General features: G+C 37.4%; 18 protein-coding genes. 5 read left to right on the top strand and 13 right to left on the bottom strand.

The features are described 5' to 3' along the window. The first annotated feature begins 43 nt into the window (after positions 1–43). The 3 genes from SVZ03_04045 (at position 44) to SVZ03_04035 (ending at position 3,228) form a co-directional block, all read left to right on the top strand. Positions 44–2,539 (top strand): COR domain-containing protein, encoded by a 2,496-nt coding sequence (locus tag SVZ03_04045; GenBank protein MDY6933377.1) that lies wholly within the window; start codon positions 44–46, stop codon positions 2,537–2,539. A 110-nt stretch (positions 2,540–2,649) separates the two neighbouring features. Then, positions 2,650–2,817, top strand: a complete 168-nt coding sequence (locus tag SVZ03_04040) for a hypothetical protein (protein MDY6933376.1) — start codon at positions 2,650–2,652, stop codon at positions 2,815–2,817. 210 nt (positions 2,818–3,027) lie between these two features. Beyond that, positions 3,028–3,228 (top strand): hypothetical protein, encoded by a 201-nt coding sequence (locus SVZ03_04035; protein MDY6933375.1) that lies wholly within the window; start codon positions 3,028–3,030, stop codon positions 3,226–3,228. Positions 3,229–4,582: 1,354 nt separating this feature from the next. Here the strand turns inward: SVZ03_04035 and SVZ03_04030 are convergent. From SVZ03_04030 to SVZ03_03995, 8 genes are all read right to left on the bottom strand, one after another. After that, positions 4,583–6,073 (bottom strand): hypothetical protein, encoded by a 1,491-nt coding sequence (locus SVZ03_04030; GenBank protein MDY6933374.1) that lies wholly within the window; start codon positions 6,071–6,073, stop codon positions 4,583–4,585. A gap of 479 nt (positions 6,074–6,552) precedes the next feature. After that, on the bottom strand, positions 6,553–6,945 hold the full coding sequence (locus tag SVZ03_04025; protein ID MDY6933373.1) for a hypothetical protein: 393 nt from the start codon (positions 6,943–6,945) through the stop codon (positions 6,553–6,555). Further along, positions 6,935–7,306, bottom strand: coding sequence for a hypothetical protein (locus SVZ03_04020; GenBank protein ID MDY6933372.1), 372 nt, complete (start codon positions 7,304–7,306; stop codon positions 6,935–6,937). The genes SVZ03_04025 and SVZ03_04020 overlap by 11 nt, the downstream gene beginning before the upstream one ends. 109 nt (positions 7,307–7,415) lie before the next feature. Beyond that, entirely contained in the window at positions 7,416–9,938 is a 2,523-nt protein-coding gene (locus SVZ03_04015; GenBank protein ID MDY6933371.1) for a TonB-dependent receptor, read from the bottom strand. 11 nt (positions 9,939–9,949) lie between these two features. Next, positions 9,950–10,597: an energy transducer TonB gene (locus SVZ03_04010; GenBank protein MDY6933370.1), complete on the bottom strand. Its 648-nt coding sequence runs from the start codon at positions 10,595–10,597 to the stop codon at positions 9,950–9,952. A gap of 38 nt (positions 10,598–10,635) precedes the next feature. Then, positions 10,636–11,016, bottom strand: coding sequence for a biopolymer transporter ExbD (locus SVZ03_04005; protein MDY6933369.1), 381 nt, complete (start codon positions 11,014–11,016; stop codon positions 10,636–10,638). A gap of 57 nt (positions 11,017–11,073) precedes the next feature. Then, positions 11,074–11,517 (bottom strand): biopolymer transporter ExbD, encoded by a 444-nt coding sequence (locus tag SVZ03_04000; GenBank protein ID MDY6933368.1) that lies wholly within the window; start codon positions 11,515–11,517, stop codon positions 11,074–11,076. Beyond that, on the bottom strand, positions 11,510–12,307 hold the full coding sequence (locus SVZ03_03995) for a MotA/TolQ/ExbB proton channel family protein (GenBank protein ID MDY6933367.1): 798 nt from the start codon (positions 12,305–12,307) through the stop codon (positions 11,510–11,512). Before SVZ03_03995 ends, SVZ03_04000 begins: the two co-directional genes overlap by 8 nt. A 372-nt stretch (positions 12,308–12,679) precedes the next feature. Here SVZ03_03995 and SVZ03_03990 point away from each other — a divergent pair, with 372 nt between their 5' ends. Then, positions 12,680–12,835 carry a hypothetical protein gene (locus SVZ03_03990; protein ID MDY6933366.1) on the top strand — a complete coding sequence of 52 codons (156 nt, stop codon included), beginning with the start codon at positions 12,680–12,682 and terminating at the stop codon, positions 12,833–12,835. A 125-nt stretch (positions 12,836–12,960) separates the two neighbouring features. Then, positions 12,961–13,908 carry a histone deacetylase gene (locus SVZ03_03985; protein ID MDY6933365.1) on the top strand — a complete coding sequence of 316 codons (948 nt, stop codon included), beginning with the start codon at positions 12,961–12,963 and terminating at the stop codon, positions 13,906–13,908. A gap of 142 nt (positions 13,909–14,050) precedes the next feature. Here the strand turns inward: SVZ03_03985 and SVZ03_03980 are convergent, their stop codons facing one another. From SVZ03_03980 to SVZ03_03960, 5 genes are all read right to left on the bottom strand, one after another. Beyond that, the gene (locus SVZ03_03980; protein MDY6933364.1) at positions 14,051–15,106 is read right to left on the bottom strand and encodes a CapA family protein; all 1,056 of its coding nucleotides are present in this window, start codon (positions 15,104–15,106) and stop codon (positions 14,051–14,053) included. A 258-nt stretch (positions 15,107–15,364) separates the two neighbouring features. Beyond that, positions 15,365–16,192 (bottom strand): ATP-dependent sacrificial sulfur transferase LarE, encoded by an 828-nt coding sequence (gene larE, locus SVZ03_03975; protein ID MDY6933363.1) that lies wholly within the window; start codon positions 16,190–16,192, stop codon positions 15,365–15,367. 160 nt (positions 16,193–16,352) lie between these two features. Next, positions 16,353–17,156: a TIM barrel protein gene (locus tag SVZ03_03970; protein MDY6933362.1), complete on the bottom strand. Its 804-nt coding sequence runs from the start codon at positions 17,154–17,156 to the stop codon at positions 16,353–16,355. Between the two features lie 136 nt (positions 17,157–17,292). Then, positions 17,293–18,066, bottom strand: a complete 774-nt coding sequence (xth, locus tag SVZ03_03965) for an exodeoxyribonuclease III (GenBank protein MDY6933361.1) — start codon at positions 18,064–18,066, stop codon at positions 17,293–17,295. A 101-nt stretch (positions 18,067–18,167) separates the two neighbouring features. Next, positions 18,168–19,772 (bottom strand): NAD(P)H-hydrate dehydratase, encoded by a 1,605-nt coding sequence (locus SVZ03_03960; protein ID MDY6933360.1) that lies wholly within the window; start codon positions 19,770–19,772, stop codon positions 18,168–18,170. Positions 19,773–19,837: the final 65 nt, after the last annotated feature.

The raw sequence follows: 19,837 nt of genomic DNA, 5'->3' as shown, positions 1-19,837 counted from the left end.
CAAATGACTTGTTCTTTATAATCATGAACCGTGGGAGTTATATATGACAGATTTAGAACGCATCCAAACTATCGAAGAAATCCTTGGTTACAAGTTAAAACAGGTGGAACCGGAAAAAATAGCGCAAAAAGATTTCTACGCGCCTAATCCTTTTGACTACTCTCTTTCATACCTCCTTTCTCCTAAATTTCCATATAAAGGCAGTCGCTCTTACTGTATCAACAGAGATGACAGTATAGTCGGATTGGCGCTGGATTATGCGCCATGTTTTCTTCTTCCGCAGGATATTCTAGCCGGATTTAGGAACATTACTTTTCTAAGCCTACGCTCTGCTGACATAAGCGATGTCTCTTTTCTAAAGGAACTCAAAGGGCTCACAGGGATTAATTTATCAAACAATAGTATCAAGGCCTTTGAACCCTGGCTTGCTGAAAAAGGATTGGATATCAGAATAGACAATGGATTTTCAATTGCATGTATTAACTTATACGGCAATCCTCTTGAAAGCCCACCGCTGGATGTTGTTGAGCAGGGCAATGCTGCTGTCAGAAAATACTTCATAGATATTGGGGAAGAAGGAACTGATTATATCTATGAAGCCAAACTGCTGATTCTAGGCGAATCTGGAGCCGGTAAAACCTCCCTTGCCCGTAAAATAATCGATATAAATGCTGATTTACCAAAAGAAGAAGAAACTACCCACGGGATAGACGTAGATACATGGCAATTCCCCTACTCTATCCATGACCTGGGGGAAAAGGGAATCACTGCTAATATCTGGGACTTTGGGGGTCAGGCTATTTATAAAGCCACCCACCGTTTCTTCTTGAGTCATCGTTCCCTTTACGCCATTGTGGCAGACGCTCGTAAAGTAAACACGGACTTTTACTACTGGATGCACACTGTGGAACTTTTTGGCGAAGAAAGCCCTGTGCTTATTGTCATTAATGAAATGGAGGACCGTAAACGCGACCTGCCGTATCATAATCTTCGCACTCGTTTTGACATTCTTCAGGATAAAAGGGGAGTCAATTTTAAAAAGCCGGATAATCGACTTAACGACCTCATCGACAAATTGAAATATGAAATAAGCCATTTACAGCATATTGGCGACCCTATTCCAGCCAATTGGAAAAGAATAAGAGACGATATAGCAAATACAGAAGAGACGGATAAAGTCATCACCTTGAAAGATTATCGGAAAATTTGCAGAAGACATAAGCTTGTGGATTACAAAGATCAGGACATAGTTTGCCAGTATTTCCACGATCTGGGCGTGTTTCTGCATTTTAGGGATAACGATGTATTAAACCACATCATCTTCTTAGACAAAGAATGGATTCTGGACGGCGCCTATAAGATCATTGATGATCCGGAATTAGCTGAAAAAAAGGGCAGGTTTACACGTGAAGATATCGAGAAAATCTTCGATGACGAGTATACCGACTATATTTCTGAAATCATTGCCATGATGAAGAAGTTCTATCTGGTTTATGAAAACGATAATTTCATTATTGCTCCGCAAATGCTTCCCTACGATGCTCCTGACTACAAATGGGATAGCAAAGAAAATATTCAATTCAATTTTGTGTACGAGAGCTTCATGCCTGCAGGTATTTTATGGCAGTTCATCGTAGAGATGAAAGATGAAATCAAAGATGAGTTGGTTTGGCGTTACGGTGTGGTGCTGGATTTTGGCGATACGCTGGCCGAAGTGATTGAAGTTAGCGAAAGCAAGCTGATACAAATTCGAGTAAGAGGAAAAAGAAGGGAAGATATAAGGGCTGTTATTATCCGCAAAATAGAGGTGATTAATAGGCAGTTCAAGAAGTTAAAAACACAAAAGCTGGTTCCCTGCGTTTGCAGCGAATGCAAAGGTTCCGAGAAGCCGCATTTATTTGAGTATGAAACCTTGATCAATGCGAAGGCTGCGCGTCAGCAAATAAGCCATCTGCCATGTCTAAAAAGTTTTCACAATGTGGATATAGACAAACTCCTATCTGGGATTGAGTTCCTGGAAAAGGAGAAGTCAATTTCAGAAAAAGAAGCGCGTATTAAAAAAATAACGATATTTCTGGCCTCATCCGCAGAGTTGGAGAAGGACCGAAGAGAATTTCGGATCTTCATCAGTGAACCAAACAAGCATTTGATCAAAGATAATATCTTTCTTGAATTGGAAATCTGGGAAGATTTTGTTGACGCCATGTCCAAAACTCGATTGCAGGATGAATATAACAATGCGGTGCGCAATTCTGATATCTTTGTCATGCTGTTTTTCACAAAGGTTGGCAGGTTTACTTTGGAGGAATTCGAAACAGCCTTTGGCCAGTTTAAGAAAACGAAAAAGCCTTTAATATATACCTATTTCAAAAACGCTCCTTTCAATACGGGGGACCTGAAGGAACAAGACACTCAAAGTATCTTTGCTTTCCAGAAAAAATTAAAAGAGCTTGGCCATTACCAGACTGTATATAAAAATATTGATGATCTTAAACTCCAGTTTGATGAGCAGTTGAAGAAAGTGCTGCCTGGGCTTTAGGTCTTTTCCATTGTTTATGTGTTTGGATAGCGTATAACAAGGCGCTGGAGACTGAATTTGGATCATATACTCGCCAAATCGACTCAGCTTGGTCGTTTTACGGAGCAAAAATGGTTGAAGAAAAAATTCGAAGAGATGTTTTTGAAGTAGTTGATTTGCATGAAGCAGATGATTCAAATTATTGGATTGGTCGTAGCCCAATTGAAAGAATCGAAGCTATAAAATTGATGAGAAAGGCGATGTTTGGCCATGATAGAGTTTCCGAGAGACTTCAATGAGTTCTCACAATTGCTGAACTCAAAGAAGATTGAATATCTTGTGGTTGGAGGATATGCTGTAGGCTATAACGGTATTTTAGAGCAATAGGTGATATGGATATATGAATTGCAATCAATGAAAGAAATGCATCAAGGATGGTTGATGAGTTTGGATTTGTTCTCCCTGAATTAAATAAACATTTGTTTTTGAACGAAAAAAAGGTGATAAGAATGGGAGTTCCTCCAATTCGCTTGGAGATTCTCACGTGGATTGATGGTGTTAGATTTGAAACATGTTTTAAGAACCGCGCGATTGCTGACCTCGGTTCTTTAAAAGTCAATTTCATTTCAAAGGATGACCTTCTGAGCAATAAGCGTGCTAGTGGCCGGCCTCAAGATCTTGTTGATTTTGACAAATTACAAAACAATTAAAGCGTATAGCATGCACTTGGACACAGCCGGGTTAAAACTGCACCCACAGGTCAAAACGCGGCGATATGGGAGGGGAATAATTGTGATAATGTCATAATTAGCTTGACCATTCTTTCTTGATGAAATATACATATCGTATTGTTGATCTAACTTTGATTCTCAATATTAGCATTATATGGGAATCTTTTGTAAAAGCTAAGGTGATGCAAACGCAATATTACGTTTATACATATGTTAGACAAAATATTGAGTAGCTTTTTATGTAATACTTTTTTATATATTTGGGGAAGTGGTTGTATTTCATTCCCCGGCATGAATGTCCCTAATTCAACAATTGGCATTGAAGTAAAATCAATTGATATTATTTCACATTAAATCTAACGATCTTTCAAGATGCTCAATAATTCGTCAAACAACTGATGCCCTGTCTCGCTACCGTTGGTCGATTTACTTAAATTGCTTACTTCGGTCTCAGCCTTGGATATTGGCAAACGTCATATGCAAGCATTGACTTTCCCGATTATTGTTTATTTTTATTGCATCCCTAATGAATAACGGATATCAATACACAAAAATTAAAAAAAAGGAGGACTTTTATGAAATCATATCTTAATTTATTCTTTATATCTCTTTTAGTCATTTCCTTTATTTCCTGTAATTCAGATGATGAGGATATAAAACAGAATAACTGTAAATTTTGGTGTATGTAAATCTTCTAAAGATATTCAACAAAATGAAGAATGCATTGTCTATCAATATAATGCCATTGATAAAATCCTTAATATCAATCACATAAATGCATGCTATAATTGTTGCCCCGGTTCTATTGTTGCTGACACTTCAATTATTGATAACAACATTTATATCAATAAATATGAAACTTATGATGATGGTATAGGAGGATGTTTTTGTACATGCCTGTATGACCTTCAATATAATATTGAAAATGTTCAATCTATTGAATATACTGTAAATATTATTGAACCAATTACAATTGATTTAAGTTCTGAAGAGTCAGGCACTTTTTGTTTTGAACGAACAAATTATCCTTGGGTTGTGGAATATTAAATCTACCCCATCATCATACAATTAACGAATTATCATATTTAGCTTGACCTTCTTCGCTTGAGTGAATAAATATTCATTATCTCATCTCAGCGGAATTATTATTATAAACAAAGTCTGAAAATATCACAAAATGAGAATGTCCCATTCAATGTTGTAAATTGAATTGCATCCCCCAACTTTTTTTTAACAAAAGAAGAATTTTTTCAGGATTTTCTGAAAACGAAGCTACTTAGGATTTTTGACTATTTAGGGTTAACCCTGAACCAGTGAACATTTGCCAAAAAGTTTAATCATCTACATAAATAATAAATGGATAATCTGTTATTGGTAAATTTGTAAATGATACTCCAGTATCTGTCATTGTAAATGTAACGGGCATTGTTACATTATTATGAATATCCTTTACTACATAATTATGTTCTTCTATTCCGTCGATTTCAAAGGATATAGTTTTTGTATCCTTTAGTGTATTACTTATTTCATCATAATTCCAATCAATCCAGTACCAGTATGCTATAACAGCTTTGCCATTATCTGAATATAGCTCAATTCTAAGATTATCATCCTCAAAGTCTCCTTTTATTGTTCTTTGATATACTACTGATACTGCTCCAATATGCTGTGCGAGTACCTTGAATGCATTAAATGCAGGCCTTGGTTCAAGAGTACTCACACCCTCGATTAGGCCTGAGAAATAGCTGTCGGTATTAACACAAGGATCTTCCACACTTAAACGAAAACAGATAAGTCCTTCTAATCCTGCTGCATGCTCTACAAGCATTGAACGAGTAATAAATTTCATCTGTGCATTGAGACTTTTTTCAGTTATATAATTAATGTTTATAAAACCTGACTCAGTATCCCAGAGATCAATATTCGGTTTATTATAGTCTACTGCTATTATATCCCTTATATATTGAATCCCATCTTCGAAGCTACAGATAACACCAGTATCACAGTAATAAGGCTTTTGTTCATCAGGAGGTAATACCAAAATCTCTCCATAATTCGCTCCCACTATGGACATTATCTCAGGCTTCATTCTATATGGATGAAAACCAACTGCATCAATATAATCTAGTACACCATTATTAAAACATTCCTTTAAGAATTCAATACACCCATAAAAATCACAACTATACGAATCCCCTGCACAATCTTCACAAGCATTTGGATAACCATCCTTATCTATCATGGTAACTCCTCCCATGATAATATAGGCATCGGTCTGAATTGATCTAATCTTATTTGCAGTTGAGATTAGATGATCTGAAAACTGATCGGGATTGGAAGCAGGACCTCCTTCTATATCCCAGAATATATCGCTATCCTCTTCATTCCCAATCTCCCATTTCTTTACCTTATCTCCGTATCTCTTTATTAGTTCATCTACATAGTTTAGCCATGCCTGATGATAATCTGTGTCAGAAACAAGTGAAGGGCCGCAACCATACAAAGAGTTATCTCCACCTCCATGTCCAATTGAAATGATAACTTCAATCCCGATTTCATTATGCAGGTAGTCGATTAACGCATCATGACGCTCCCAATTATATACACCTTTTTCTCTTTCAACAAAATACCAAAATATTGTATAACGAGAATTTTTCACCTTGAGTTCTCTAAGATAATCAAACATCTCTTTGCCCTGCTCAATTGTAAAGGTCTGAAAATATGGCTCAGCGTCCCAAATAGCCCATTTCGCCTCCTGAATCCCAAACTTATTGTATTTAACTGAATCTTTTACATCCTTATCCTCCGTACACCCACACTTCAAGAATAAGAATGAAAAAATCATTGAAAATAGAGTAAATTGTAGAAATAGTTTTTTTTCATAGCAATTTCTCTAAATTAAAATTTTTATAATTATAAAAAAGCAATCTCTAGGAGAAAGTCTATTTTTTTTTACTATTAACTCACGTTCCACTACTAATTCTATCCCACTCTTACCAGATATTATCTTAACTATTACACCTGAGGATTGGATAATTTCAGTTGATAATGACGAGTGCTCCATACCGAGCCCACGCTTACGTCAGAGTAGAAGCTGTCATTATATTAATATATGATTGTGTTGATTTAGTCTTCTAATCGGGATTGATAAATCAGCACCTACAATAATTGCTTATACTAGAGTTGAAGAGTATAAGAAGTCATTTTACAAATGCAAAGTTGACAATGATGAAAATTTACAATGCTTACAACCACTATCGAACTTGCTAGTTTGTATGTGAGCTTGAAATCTGACCTTCTGGTTCATTCTTTATATCTAATAACCTTACCCTTCACATGAAGGATATCGATGCTGCCAACAATCCATATCTGTCTTTCGTGCCAACAATGAACATCAATGAGATTATTCCCTCCCTTTTCAGTGATCGCATCATCAATGGCTTCGTTAAAATTGGCTATAGGGGTAACGGGGAAAATCCAGAGAAGATTGAAACTGCTGCTCTGTCCTTCAACAGGGCCCAACACCTCAAAGTTTTTAGAGCCAATTTCGTGGGCCTGCGGTTCAAGCCCTTTTACATGGGTATGAACTCTCAAGCATCCCTGCAAGGACAGCGCCGCAAATAGTAAAATCGCAAAAAAAATAGTAGCTGAAATACTTGAATATTTAAGAATAATTTCTCCCTTCTTATCTGACATTTTCTGCTCCAGCAACGCTAAGTTTTATGGCTTCACCTTCAACCGTTACGGTAGTGATAGAAAAGAGAATATAGTATGAAATTGTCTCATAACATCTCACATAAATCAGCGCATTACCGTCTCTTTTCTGTACCGCTTCTTTAATAGCCGTATCAATATTTGGTTTACCAAACATCCATAAACCAAATAGCGACCAGGCGCTGTCACTGCCTTCAGTTTTACCTAAGTTCTCTATTTTTGCTGTATTGTTAAGCGGGGTTGTTGAAGAAGTTATGCATACCGGAGAAGTTATGCATGAAGTTAAGCTGGTTATGAAGATTGCTATTAGAATAAAATGAAATATTTTATTTATACAAAACATATTACACTCCTTTTGTTAAAATATTAGCAAGTAGTTAAATAATGAGTAATTATACAATCAACCCCTCCTTTGGAGTAAAAAACCCATACTTTCTGGGCAGTCACAAATATTAGAATTTTACCTCAACACCGAAGTTCGGATAAATACCGACCATCATCTCATCATCAGGATCAGCTCCAGCATTATGTGGATTATCTTCACTATATGGGATTCTGTAATCCCATTTATGTTCATTAATTGCTACATTGTTATAAACATTTATAACCTCTACATACCAGTTCACATAACCCCATGAATGATGTATTTTGTAGCTGTACCGTATATCAAGCGTGTGATGTGACCGGAAATGAGCAGAATTTCTCTTTCCAGTAATCGGTACATACCTGTACAATCCAGTCCTATTGTAGTAGTCTGTATCCTGTTCTGACCCGATGATGGGCGTATAGGGGAAGGAAGAATAGAATTGAAAACGCCCGCTGACTGTATGACTACCGAATACATAGCCAGCTATCAGTTTGAGTGAATGCCGCTGTTCATAATAATAGTTGAACCACTGGTCGCCATATGGATCTCCTACTGGATTTACGTAGTCGCCATTCTCATCAACTATGCCATAGAGCCCAGCTTGAGTCGGCAGTCCTGATTTGTATCTGGAGTGAGTATATGTATAGCTTAGCCATCCGAATAGACCATCTTGATTTTCCATTCTATCTTTACGAAGCATGATTTCTGTGCCATATGTTTTGACCTTGCCGGTGCAGAGGCCTTGGAGATAGGAACCATCAGAATCTGTATGGGGATAAGCTTCTGGTTTGTCATAAAATTTATTGTTAAAGCCTTCGACACTGACAGTGAAAAGACCGATTTTCTGCTCAATCCCCACTGCTCGGTGTATCGCCTTTTCAGGCTTCAACTCTTCACCGATCTCGGCAAGCTCTGGCATCTGATCGAATATAAACGGATTTGTCTGGAAGAAGTAGCTGTATCTCCCTCCTGCTGCAGAGATTGTAGTATCTGTTGGGAACTCGTAACTTGCCATGATCCTGGGGTCAAGTGTAGCTTTATCTGACCGTTTGAGATAATCGGATCGAATGCCTGGTTGCACTGTCAATCTGGCAAAAGTGAACTTGTTTTCAGCATATCCTCCAATAACGTGGTTTACTATCCTTTCGTCTATCACTCCTCTGGAGTAAAACAACTCAGGGTCTGCCGGATCAACAACATCCTGATAACCGCGAGGCATGAGCGATTTGCCGTGTGCCTTGAAATAATATATGGTGTATTCCACGGCTGTCCGCAGTGTGGCATGATTTTCCCACCATTCGAACTCCGTCTTATCCTTCAATCCGAAAATATAAGGATTGGATGTCATATTGTAATCCTTAAAATAGTCTGCCACTCCTTCATTCTCTGAATTGAAATAGAAATAACTCTGTTTTAGCGAACTGTAAGCCAGCAGTTTGTTTTTGATTTTTTTTGAAGGTTGAAAGGTATAATAGATCCCCTGGCTGTGCGACATCTGATCCATTTTAAACTCTAACTTTTGTAATAGAGGGTCCGATCCTGGATCAGGATCTTTTTTCTGCTTGAATCTAAGAAAATCCTTGTTTCCCATAAAAAGTAGTGTCACGGAATTTGAGCTGTTTATATAGTATTTGCACTTTGCCTGGTAATCCCAATATTCTGGCGCTACTTCTTGATCATCATTCTGCATCATTATTGGCATAAGAAGCCCGAAGTAGCCGTATCTTCCAGAGGCAATGAAATAACCCACCTTCTCATCACTGCTGCCCTCTTTTTCATATGTTGGTGAGGCAACAAATATATCGTCTTCTTTATCACGCAGTATCGGTGTCTGGATCAAAAAATTTGCACTGAGAAGCGCTATGTCGGCATATCCGCTGAATTCTTTAACGTCATCAACTGTGTTAATATTAATGACAGCACCTATAGCAGAACCGAATTCAGCCGAAAACGATGAGGCATAGAGGTCTATTTCGCTCATGATATTATTGTTAATAACCGAATGCATGCCGCCATAATGGAGAGGATGATAGATCGGTATATCGTCTATGAAATAATTGTTTGTCTTGACATCTGCGCCTCTAATAACAAGGGGCCCTTCAAATCCTCCTGAACGAATAATTCCAGGGAGAGAAGCGAGGGCGTTAATGGCGTCACCGAAAGATGCTGGCATCTCCTTTAATTGGCGGGCTGATAGGGTTTGACGGGAGAGTTTCTGAATATCTCTTTCTTCAGTAATAGTTAGCGCTACTCCTTTTATGCTAATGGGTCTTAGACGAAAATCTCGAGTCATATTCCTATTTATGGTTATTTTTATTTCGAGTTTTTTCAATCCGCTGGAGCGTACAATGACAGTATATTCTCCAGGTTCTGGAACTGTAATCTCGTAAGAGCCATCATAGTCAGTTTGGACTTTAACCTTTGCTTCAATAATGATAACGGTTGCAAAATCAGGCGGTTTTTTTGTCACACTGTTGTATACTTTACCTCGAAGAGTGAGGTCTTCTTCATTTTGTGCATATGCTGAAGAGGTGAGTATTATGAATATATGACTAAAAATGATTACAATACATAAAGCAGTGAATATTTTCCCCCAATAATTTATCATTTGTAATTCCTTTATTCAAGCCTGAATCGCAGTGGCAATTCCATCTTTATTGGCACCCTTTTCCCGTTTACTATGGGAGGCGTAAATTGAGCTCCAAGGAGTATTTTCCGAGCATCTCGCGCAAATACTGATGATATTTTTATGTGCATTTTAGTGGGGAGAGCCTTGGTCAATCTTATTCCCAATATATCGACGTTCCTTACTTTTCCGTTCGTAGCTATCAGTAGTTCAACATTGATAATTGCTTCAATATTCATCTCCTTGGCAATCTTTGGATACAGCTTTTTCAGTTTTCCAATAGGTTTTGGTGGAGCGATATTCGGGAAAAATGCGATGTCAACTGCATTCGGGTCATCTGAAGTGCCTACAGCGCGTTCGATATTTGCGGCGCTCTCAGACACATCCCCTTCTTTAATTGAAAACTGTTTTTTAACGATGCGTTTCGGGGCTCTGGCTTCAATCTGGGTAATATCAATAAATTGTATATGTTCAGTGGGAGTATAGTCCTCTTCACTAATTTCAAGTGAAGGGGTGTAAAAGAGTAGATAGGAGACAAACAGTAGAGCCAAAATGAACGAAAAGGAATAGGGATGTCCCTCCTCCAACCTTTTTACTCTGCTAAGGAAGCCTGTGTTATCTTGAATGGTTTCTTCAATCACTTGTTTGGCCTATTTTCTATTCTCGGCTATGATGTACTCTATCGAGAAAGCGCTGCTCTTGATATAGCGACAACGCCTGTTCTCGGCTCAGACATGAAAACAACATTTAGAAAATCCTGTTCTTGAAGAACCAGCAATACCTGTGACACTACCTCGTAGTCAAGGTTCTTATCTGCAGTAATCGCTATGACATGGTCTTTTTCGCCCTGTCGCATTGCGAGATTATCACTCAATTCCTCAAGTGTTACAGCCTTGCCATCAAAATAAAAATATCCTTCTTTTGATATACTGATGTACAGGCTGTCCTGCTCTGCTCCCTCTGTTCGCGCATGAGGTAGCTCCACCTCAACACCCTTTGGGGGCTCGGTAGTTGTTGAAGCCATAAAAAAGACGAGTAAAAGCAGCGCCAAATCCGCCATAGCCGAGCCTATGGATATGTGTCCCAGCTTTTTCAAGAAAGAATTATTATTCATTAATTATTCTGTGCCAATATTTTTTAGTGAAACCCGCTTTATGCCAGTTTCTTTAGCTAAGCTCAATGTATCAACAAGATGGTCATACTTTACATCAGGCTGCATTAGTATGATAATAACTATGTTTATAGCCTCTTTTTTGTGATCAATTAGTATTTTTTTGAATGCTTCGCGATCAAGGATGTCTCCGTTATATTGAAAACCATTATTGAGTGGATACACTTCGATTATAAATTTTTCCTCAAGCTTTATAGATCCCGCGCTACGTGACGGCAGAGAAAAGAATATTCCCTGTCGAATGACAAAGGATCCGGTTACAATAAAAAAGATGAGAAGCAGAAATGCCAGATCACCAATCGAGGTAGACTCAAATGCCTTATGTTCGTTTAGGAGCTTCTGCTTTTTGTGCCTGCGAATTAATTGTAGAATAATGTTATTTCTATCCATCCGCTACTTCTTCTTTTGTTAGCTTTTCTGAAAGCCTTGGAAGCTTTTCACAGAATCTGTTTATAATTTCTTCAGCACGCGTATAACGATTCTGAATAATATGGGTAAAAAGATAGTAAAAGGTTAGCGCAGGCGCTGCAATCATGAGTCCGCCCGCAGTTGTTACAAGTGCAATCTGAATTCCAACTGCTACGACCTTAGCATTAACTGATGTGGCAGCAGCGATAGCTGCAAAAGCGCTGATCATACCAATAACCGTCCCGAGAAATCCTACTATTGGAGATAGATTCCCAATACCTGATAGAAGGGCCATCCCTCTCTCCATACTATTCGCATATATTTGAAAGGTACTTCGTAGTTCATCCTCCATATCTTCATGATATAGGGTTTCTGATTTTTCAGCCATTTCAGTCAGATACGCTTCCATTTGTCTGGGATTCCACATTTTGTTTCTGGTAAAAAATATTATTCTTTCTATAATAAGAGTGATGGAAATAATTCCAAGAAGGACAACAAATATCATTAGAGGTCCGCCCTGTGTGACGGTAGAAAAGAGATTCTCGCCTTTATCCTCGGTCATCAAATCTTCTTCAGCCTTTTGAGTAGACTGAAAATCTTCTTGAAGAGACTCTTCATCAAGGATTTGGGACTCACCTTTAATTTCTCTGATTTCCTGTGATGGTGCTATTTTTTTTGTTTGAGAATAGACGGGTAACATGCAAATAAAAAAGAATGAGATGAAGAATATTAAAATGTTGATAATTATCAGTTTTGTGATTCTTATGCGCATAATAAACCTCCACATATACAAATAAAATATTAATCGTGGATAATACTACCTCAATTGTGCAAAATAATATTATTTGAATATAGATTATAGTTGAAGAATAGCCATTATCCTGAAATATGGAGAGTAATCAAACAAAACCATACAAAGGATAAAGGCCATTTATTATGAGGTTAAAGAAATCAGCAATAGAATCAAGAGTCAACAGTAATTTACTCAACTTGACTGACTTTTTATAATCATATGGATGGAAAAAACAAATAAAAAAGGCAAAACTACAGATGAATGAGGTAACTAACCAAACTTTCATAGGAGTATTTGCCTTTATGTTCAAAATCTTCCGTTTTCCCTCCAGTCTGGATATTTTTTAGCTCTTTGAAAACTGAATTTAGTTTTGACCATTTCAAATATTTTCGTATGTTAGTGCTTCTCATTGCAATATCCTGGGATGATACAGCAAAATATCTAAAGGAGTTGCCAAATCAAAATTCAGTTTTAAAAGAACTATCTCGACTGCTTGTTGCTGCCTAAAAAAGTCAGTCAAGTTGAGTAAATTAATTACTTGAATAAAAATTAGTCATTCTGGATGTTGTAATATAGATTTCATAGGATTCATTACTATACATAGAAAAGTAACTTCAAATTGGAGCAAATTTATGGGAAAAACAGCATATCTCTATAATAAAATTTATACAGAACACGACACAAAACAGGGACATCCGGAGAGGAGTGAGAGGTTGTTGGCAATTGATGAGAAATTAAAATCGAGTCCCTTTTATAAAGACTTGATACAGGTGGATATTATACCAGCGGATGTTAAACATATTGAATTGATTCATGAAAGAAAATATATTGAAAGAGTAAAGAAGGAGATCGAAAGCGGAATACTCTATCTTGATTCAATGGATACCGTTGTTTCTGACAGATCTTATGAGGTTTCCCTATATGCAGTGGGAGGATGCCTGAATATGTGTGATTATATAATGAGGGGAGAAGCGGAGAATGGATTCTGTGCAGTGCGCCCACCAGGTCATCATGCAGAGAATGATTATGCAGCCGGTTTTTGCATCTTCAATAACATTGCCATTGCAGCGAAATATCTTCAATCTGCTCATAACATTAAAAAAATAGCAATACTTGACTGGGATGTTCATCACGGCAATGGTACTCAGCATTCCTTTGAAAGCGATAATTCAATATATTATATCAGCCTTCATCAGTATCCTCATTATCCAGGAACAGGAACCAGCAATGAAAGGGGTTTTGGAGATGGAGAGGGTTATACACTCAATATACCCATGAGGGCGGGTAGCGGTGATAAGGAATATTTAGAAGCATTTAACAAACAGATATTACCTGAACTTGAGAATTTTAAACCTGAGATAATACTCATCTCTGCCGGTTTTGACGCGCATATATCCGATCCACTCTCATCAATATATCTGTCCACAGATATGTATTATCAGTTTACAAAAATGCTCAAAGAGATAGCAAACAAATATTCAAATAAGAGAGTTATCTCTTTCCTTGAGGGGGGGTATAATCTTGATGCCCTGGAGGATAGTGTGTATCTTATGATGAAGGCCTTTGTTGAGGATGATTAAAAGAAGTGACAGTTTAATATTCACATTAAGGCTTTACATCCTTAGTAGTGAAGTAAAACTAGCACACATCAATTTACAACTCTCCCTCTTATAGATTTAATGTAATGAAGTATTATTTCAATAGAGATCGATAACATTTCAATCAAAATAGATATGTGAGGATTGAGTCTTTAATGTAAGCCTTTTCTACAAACTCCATACCTAATAGCTCAGAAATCCATAAAATATGCTTGAGTGTATGCTCAGCATCCTCACCAAGAAGAGGTTCATGGTGAAATCGCTTGTCAGTGCTTTTGTTTCCATTAATTGGATGAACACTCAATGAATATAGGCCACTTTTCAATAATTTTATTCCCACAAGGATGTTATCCTGAATATCCTCATTTATGGAACCGAATATAAAATTTCCCAGGGAATATACAATCGGTTTTCCATTGTATATTTCTATTCCCTGATACACATGAGGATGATGACCAATGATTACATCAACCCCGCTATCAATTATTGCATGAGCCAACTCTATCTGATGTCTGGTTGGGAAATCGGAATATTCTCTTCCCCAATGTATAGAAACAATAATAAAATCATTATACCTCGCATAATTCTTTATATCCTCTCTAATAAAATCAATATCTGCCCTCGCTACACCAGGACTGGAATCTGCTGAAAAAGACTCTGGATAAGCTATCGTGGAATATGCAAAGATTGCCAATCTAATATCCCTTATCTCAACCGAAATAGGAAGATGAGCAGAACCGATATCCATTCCTGCTCCGGTAAAACTAATACCATTATTATAAAGATTAGTCATCGTATTTATAAGTGCGACTTCCCCAAAGTCGTTTACATGATTGTTGGCAAGGCTTACACCATCAATCCTCCCATATTTTAACAATTTTAACGCAGAAGGCTCTGCTAAAAAGATATATTTCTTTGTTGGATGAGGTTCGCCTATCTCTGAAATAGGACATTCAAGATTGCAAAACCGATAATCATATTTATATAGGAGATGCCTCAGTTCCTTTAAGGGATATTCATATCCCTCAGTCTGTATTATATCCTTAATGCCCCAATCCAGCATGACATCCCCACAGAAGAGGATATTGACATCTTCATTAACAGGATTCTTTGTATTTTTCGATGAACATCCTAAGACAAGGGTAGATATCAAAAGCAGGGTTAGAAATCTAAATAACATTAAAAATAAAATTCACCTTATATAATTGATATAGCTAGGATGCTATATTTTTTATAAAATTGCAAAAGATTTATACCAGACATGTCAAGACATTTATGAAAATGGATCACATTAACCCTCATCATATTGAGAATTAATCAATCCACATCATTAGCAACATGGAAATAAGCGCTGCCTCATCATTATAACAAATTATAATCCATACTTGATCGCCGCCCTTGGCACTACACCCGGATATGATGAAGAATAGGTCAAGTATCACACATTCCTGAGTGGGATATTCATACTGCCAGACCTAAATCCTTCAATATCTAAAGTGATATAGGAAAAACCTATCTCCTTTAAGCGTAGAATAATCCTATTACTCAAACACTCATCATCAACAATCCTCTTCAAATCTGTCTTTGACAACTCAATCCTCGCTATTGTATCATGATATCTCAATCTTACAGGATAAAATCCCATCACTTCAAGAAATTTCTCTCCATTCCGTATCATATTTAGTATTTCTTCTCTTATTGATGTTCCGTAGGGGATTCTGGAGGCAAGACACGAATTGTTATGAAAGGGAATGGTAATATGATATAAACTACATGCCTTTCTTATCATATCCTTTGTTAACCCTGCCATAGCAAGAGGCGAGATAACACCCAACTCATTAAGAGCTCTTAACCCAGGTCTATAGTCATCATCATCGCTCAGATTTGTGCCATCAGCAACATATTTATAATCGATGACATTGGCATGTTCAATGATCGTTGTAAAAATTAACCTTTTACAATAATAGCATCGAAAACGATCATTCTTCACCACTTCATCCAGTTTTAATGGCTCTGCCTTAATGATATCATGCTTAATATTATATTTTGTGGAGAACTCCTTAGCATATTCTATCTCCTTTTCTATAGAAAACGACGAATCAATGGTTATTGCCATCATATTATTTCCGCAGACCATATTTGCCATATAGGATAAAAAACAAGAATCCATACCTCCTGAAAGAGCGACAATTATTGGTTGATGCTCTTCAAGTAGATTTTTTAGCCCTTCAATATTCTTTCTAATCTCCATATGTATTGATAACAATTCAGGTTTTAAAACTGCTTCCCATTATTTATTCAGTTAGATATAATCCAGCCAATCTTGATCATAATTATATTTTCGGTGTGTAAATTTGAGTGAATTACTGAATTCATGAACACATAATGATGAGAAATCATTTCTTCGCCCATCATATTTACCCCTGTTATAATAAAGCAATCCTCGTCGCTCCCTCTAAAGTGCTCCAAAGATCCTCCTCCGTATGGGGTTCTAGAGTTATAATTGGGGGTTGCTTCATCTGATCAATGAAATCAACGATCATTGTAAAATCGATATTACCTTTGCCAATGGGATCATGAGCATCTTTACTTCCATCATTATCATGTAGATGAAAGTGCCTGATATGCTTCCCAATCATATCAATCCACTCCTTCACATCGAGTCTTGAAAAAGCGTTGATATGCCCCACATCAATACAGTGATAAACAGGATAACCATGCATCCTCTCAATAACACTGGAGATAACATCAGGAGTCTCCTCATATACGTTTTCAATCACTAAAATTGCTCCCATCTTATCGCATTTTTCAGCATACCTTATAAGATTTGGAATAATATACGAAAACCATTCATCATACATATATCCAAAGCGCTTCTCTTCATAATTAAGATGGAGGACAACAGAGATTGGAGAGAAGTAGAACATAGCATCAAAGGCAGAATCTATTCTACTCAATGAAGCCTCCCTGATCAACCTGTCAGGACTGCCAAGAAATAATTCATTAAAAGGGGCATGAACTGTCATTGTTATACCGAGATTCAATAGCCTATCCGCGAGATATCCAAAGTCTTTACTCGAGTAATGATCTAGAGAATAATAATCTATCCCTATTTCAAGGTTAAAACGATGTGACTCTATCAATTCCATATATCTATCATCGATTTTCCTGATAGGCATGTTGATGAAAATATTCCTATTTGTGCCTGATAAAAAATCACTATTTTTCATTATAGATTAATTCACACCCTATAATTATATTCAAATGAATCATTGGAAATATAAACATACTCGTTAGAGTCTAGTATTTCTATTTATTATTATGATAAACGTGAAATATTTCACCAATCAAAATGGTCTAATTCTGTTATTCCCTAAATTCAGCAACTAGAAAGGTATGATCTGAGGGTTTCTCCCATAGCCTAGGCTCAACATCTATCCATGCATCAACTGATCTATCGGCAAGAGGTTTTGTAGCCAAGATATGATCCACCCTCCAACCAATTCCCCTCTTTACAGCATCCCGCACTCTGTAGTCCCAGAAGGTATACTCCCCTGCACCCTCCTTGTGTTTCCTGAAAACATCGACAAAACCCCAATCCTTGACCCTCTGCAGCGCTCTGTGCTCATCCGGATGAAATCCCACTCGACCAAGGAGTCTTACAGGGTCATGCACATCTATCTCCATTGGAGCCACATTGATATCGCCCAGCCATAATAAAGGATTATTTTTAGTATAATTTTTATCAAAAAATTGGAGCAACCGATCAAACCATTTCAGCTTATATTGAAACCTATCCGAAGAAGGATCTGTGCCCTGCGGAATATAGGTATTTACAACAGGTATCCCCTTAACCTGAGTCACGATTAGTCGCGTGCCCTCATCATTTCCATCGCCATCAAAACCATAGGATACCCCTTCAAAGGGCAATCTACTCAATGTAGCCACACCATTATAGGATTTTTCACCCTTGTATACCACATCATAACCAGTGGATTCGATCGCTTTAAGGGGGAAATCGCTATCCTTAGCCTTTGTTTCCTGAAGGCATAATACATCTGGCCTCTCCTTCTCAATCCATCTAATTATTACATGAATCCTGGCCCTGATTGAGTTGGCATTAAAACTCGCGATCTTCATCTCTTCTTAACTAATCCTATAATTATGAAAAACGAACAATAATAAAACGGGGAAAGGCGGCAATCCAAATTGCCAAGGGAGATTACGACTCTTTAAAGAAGTTACACGAACACACTTCTAATATGATCAATTACATCCGTTGCCTTCAGAAGGTCAATCCCATTCTCCATAACACATATATCCGCAGCCCTTCCATGTACATATGCCCCTATCCCTGCGGCATCTAAAGATGATATATCCTTTAAGAGCAATGCACCAATAATGCCAGAAAGGACATCTCCAGAACCAGCAGTCGCAAGGGAAGGATTTCCACTAGTATTAATCAATGTTTCTGTGCCATCTGTCACAATAGTTGATGGTCCTTTTAGAAGAACCACCGCTGATGTCAACCTTGATAATTCAATGGCAGCATCCAATCTATTTTTTTTTATCTCATCTACAGATCTTCCCATCAATCTTGAAGCCTCATAAAAATGTGGGGTGATAGCAAAGGTGATGTCCTCAGGTAGTTTTGTTACCTTCAGGTATTTTGAGAGATGATATAGACCATCACCATCTATTATTACACTTTTTATGTTATAAGAGGATAATTTATCAATTACTGTATTAAAGACTATTGAAGACAATCTACTCCTTCCCATACCAGGGCCGATCAAGAGAACATCATATCGTCTATCTTCATTAAAAAAGGACTCCAAATCGCTTTCTATACTTCGGCAGAGATCCCTATCCTCTTCATTGTAATTCTCATCATTATCTTTGACGCACTCCTGTAAATCAGGTAGGCCTAGAGTATCCAAGGACCTAGTAATTAGTTCAGGGATTTTGCCAGCAATTACTGATCTTGCCTTTTTAGTTGTCAGCAGAGTAGAAAGGCCGATGCCGGTCTCAAAAGCAGACATAGCAGCCATAATTATGGCGCCCTCCATTTCATCAAATCCGCCTATGAGGAGGAGATGCCCGATCATCCCCTTATGAGCATCGCAATCTCTGGCGAAATCTAACCTTTTCTTCACAAAGCTGTTGTCTATAAGCTCAATTCTCAATTCACTGGAATTAGTAATTGTAGAAGGGAATCCAATATCAGAGACATGCAACTCTCCTGTATACCTTCTGCCAGGATATATTACTAAAGACACCTTTGGAAGTCCAATCGTTACTGTATAATCAGCCTTAATTACCACCCCATCCGGAGCTTCCCCATTTGATGGTAATCCGCTGGGAATATCTACTGATAGTATCATTATACCACAGTTATTGATCATTTCTATGATATCCTTGATTATTCCCCTTACACTTCCCCTGAAGCCTGTTCCCAATAGAGCATCTATGATGAGATCATATCTCTCTAAATCCACCTCCCTAAGAACTGCATTATCCCCCACTTCAATAATCTCAACTCCATAATTCATACACACATTAAGATATATCCTAGAGGTCTCTGAAACCCTCCCCATGCTGCCTGCAATATATATGTCAACATTAAAACCCTTGTTAGACAATAGATATCCAATAACAAATCCATCTCCGCCATTGTTTCCAGTGCCGGAAAAAACCGCTACACTCTTTTTACAAGCAAGATTATCCTCGATAAAATCTGCAATTGATTTCCCAGCATATCCCATTAATACCTCGCCAGGAATACCTATTTGCTCAATAGATATCTTATCAATCCTCTGCATCTCCTCAGCCTTTACAACCTTCATCCAATCATACTCCATTTATTTTATAACTTCAGCGAATTCAATAAGTAATAACCCTATTTACATTT

This window comes from Spirochaetota bacterium, assembly GCA_034190085.1.
Classification (GTDB): domain Bacteria; phylum Spirochaetota; class UBA4802; order UBA4802; family JAFGDQ01; genus JAXHTS01.
The sequence above is the reverse complement of the archived record's forward strand: the minus strand, read 5'-3'. Positions and strand labels throughout refer to the sequence as shown.

Coding starts and splice junctions, on each gene's coding strand:
- SVZ03_04015 (MDY6933371.1), bottom strand. CDS start 9,938: ATGATAAATTATTGGGGGAAAATATTCACTGCTTTATGTATTGTAATC.
- xth (MDY6933361.1), bottom strand. CDS start 18,066: ATGAAGATCGCGAGTTTTAATGCCAACTCAATCAGGGCCAGGATTCAT.
- SVZ03_04020 (MDY6933372.1), bottom strand. CDS start 7,306: ATGTTTTGTATAAATAAAATATTTCATTTTATTCTAATAGCAATCTTC.
- SVZ03_03960 (MDY6933360.1), bottom strand. CDS start 19,772: ATGAAGGTTGTAAAGGCTGAGGAGATGCAGAGGATTGATAAGATATCT.
- SVZ03_03970 (MDY6933362.1), bottom strand. CDS start 17,156: ATGAAAAATAGTGATTTTTTATCAGGCACAAATAGGAATATTTTCATC.
- SVZ03_03980 (MDY6933364.1), bottom strand. CDS start 15,106: ATGTTATTTAGATTTCTAACCCTGCTTTTGATATCTACCCTTGTCTTA.
- SVZ03_04000 (MDY6933368.1), bottom strand. CDS start 11,517: ATGGATAGAAATAACATTATTCTACAATTAATTCGCAGGCACAAAAAG.
- SVZ03_04025 (MDY6933373.1), bottom strand. CDS start 6,945: ATGTCAGATAAGAAGGGAGAAATTATTCTTAAATATTCAAGTATTTCA.
- SVZ03_03985 (MDY6933365.1), top strand. CDS start 12,961: ATGGGAAAAACAGCATATCTCTATAATAAAATTTATACAGAACACGAC.
- SVZ03_04005 (MDY6933369.1), bottom strand. CDS start 11,016: ATGGCGGATTTGGCGCTGCTTTTACTCGTCTTTTTTATGGCTTCAACA.
- SVZ03_04035 (MDY6933375.1), top strand. CDS start 3,028: ATGGGAGTTCCTCCAATTCGCTTGGAGATTCTCACGTGGATTGATGGT.
- SVZ03_04045 (MDY6933377.1), top strand. CDS start 44: ATGACAGATTTAGAACGCATCCAAACTATCGAAGAAATCCTTGGTTAC.
- SVZ03_03995 (MDY6933367.1), bottom strand. CDS start 12,307: ATGCGCATAAGAATCACAAAACTGATAATTATCAACATTTTAATATTC.
- SVZ03_04040 (MDY6933376.1), top strand. CDS start 2,650: ATGGTTGAAGAAAAAATTCGAAGAGATGTTTTTGAAGTAGTTGATTTG.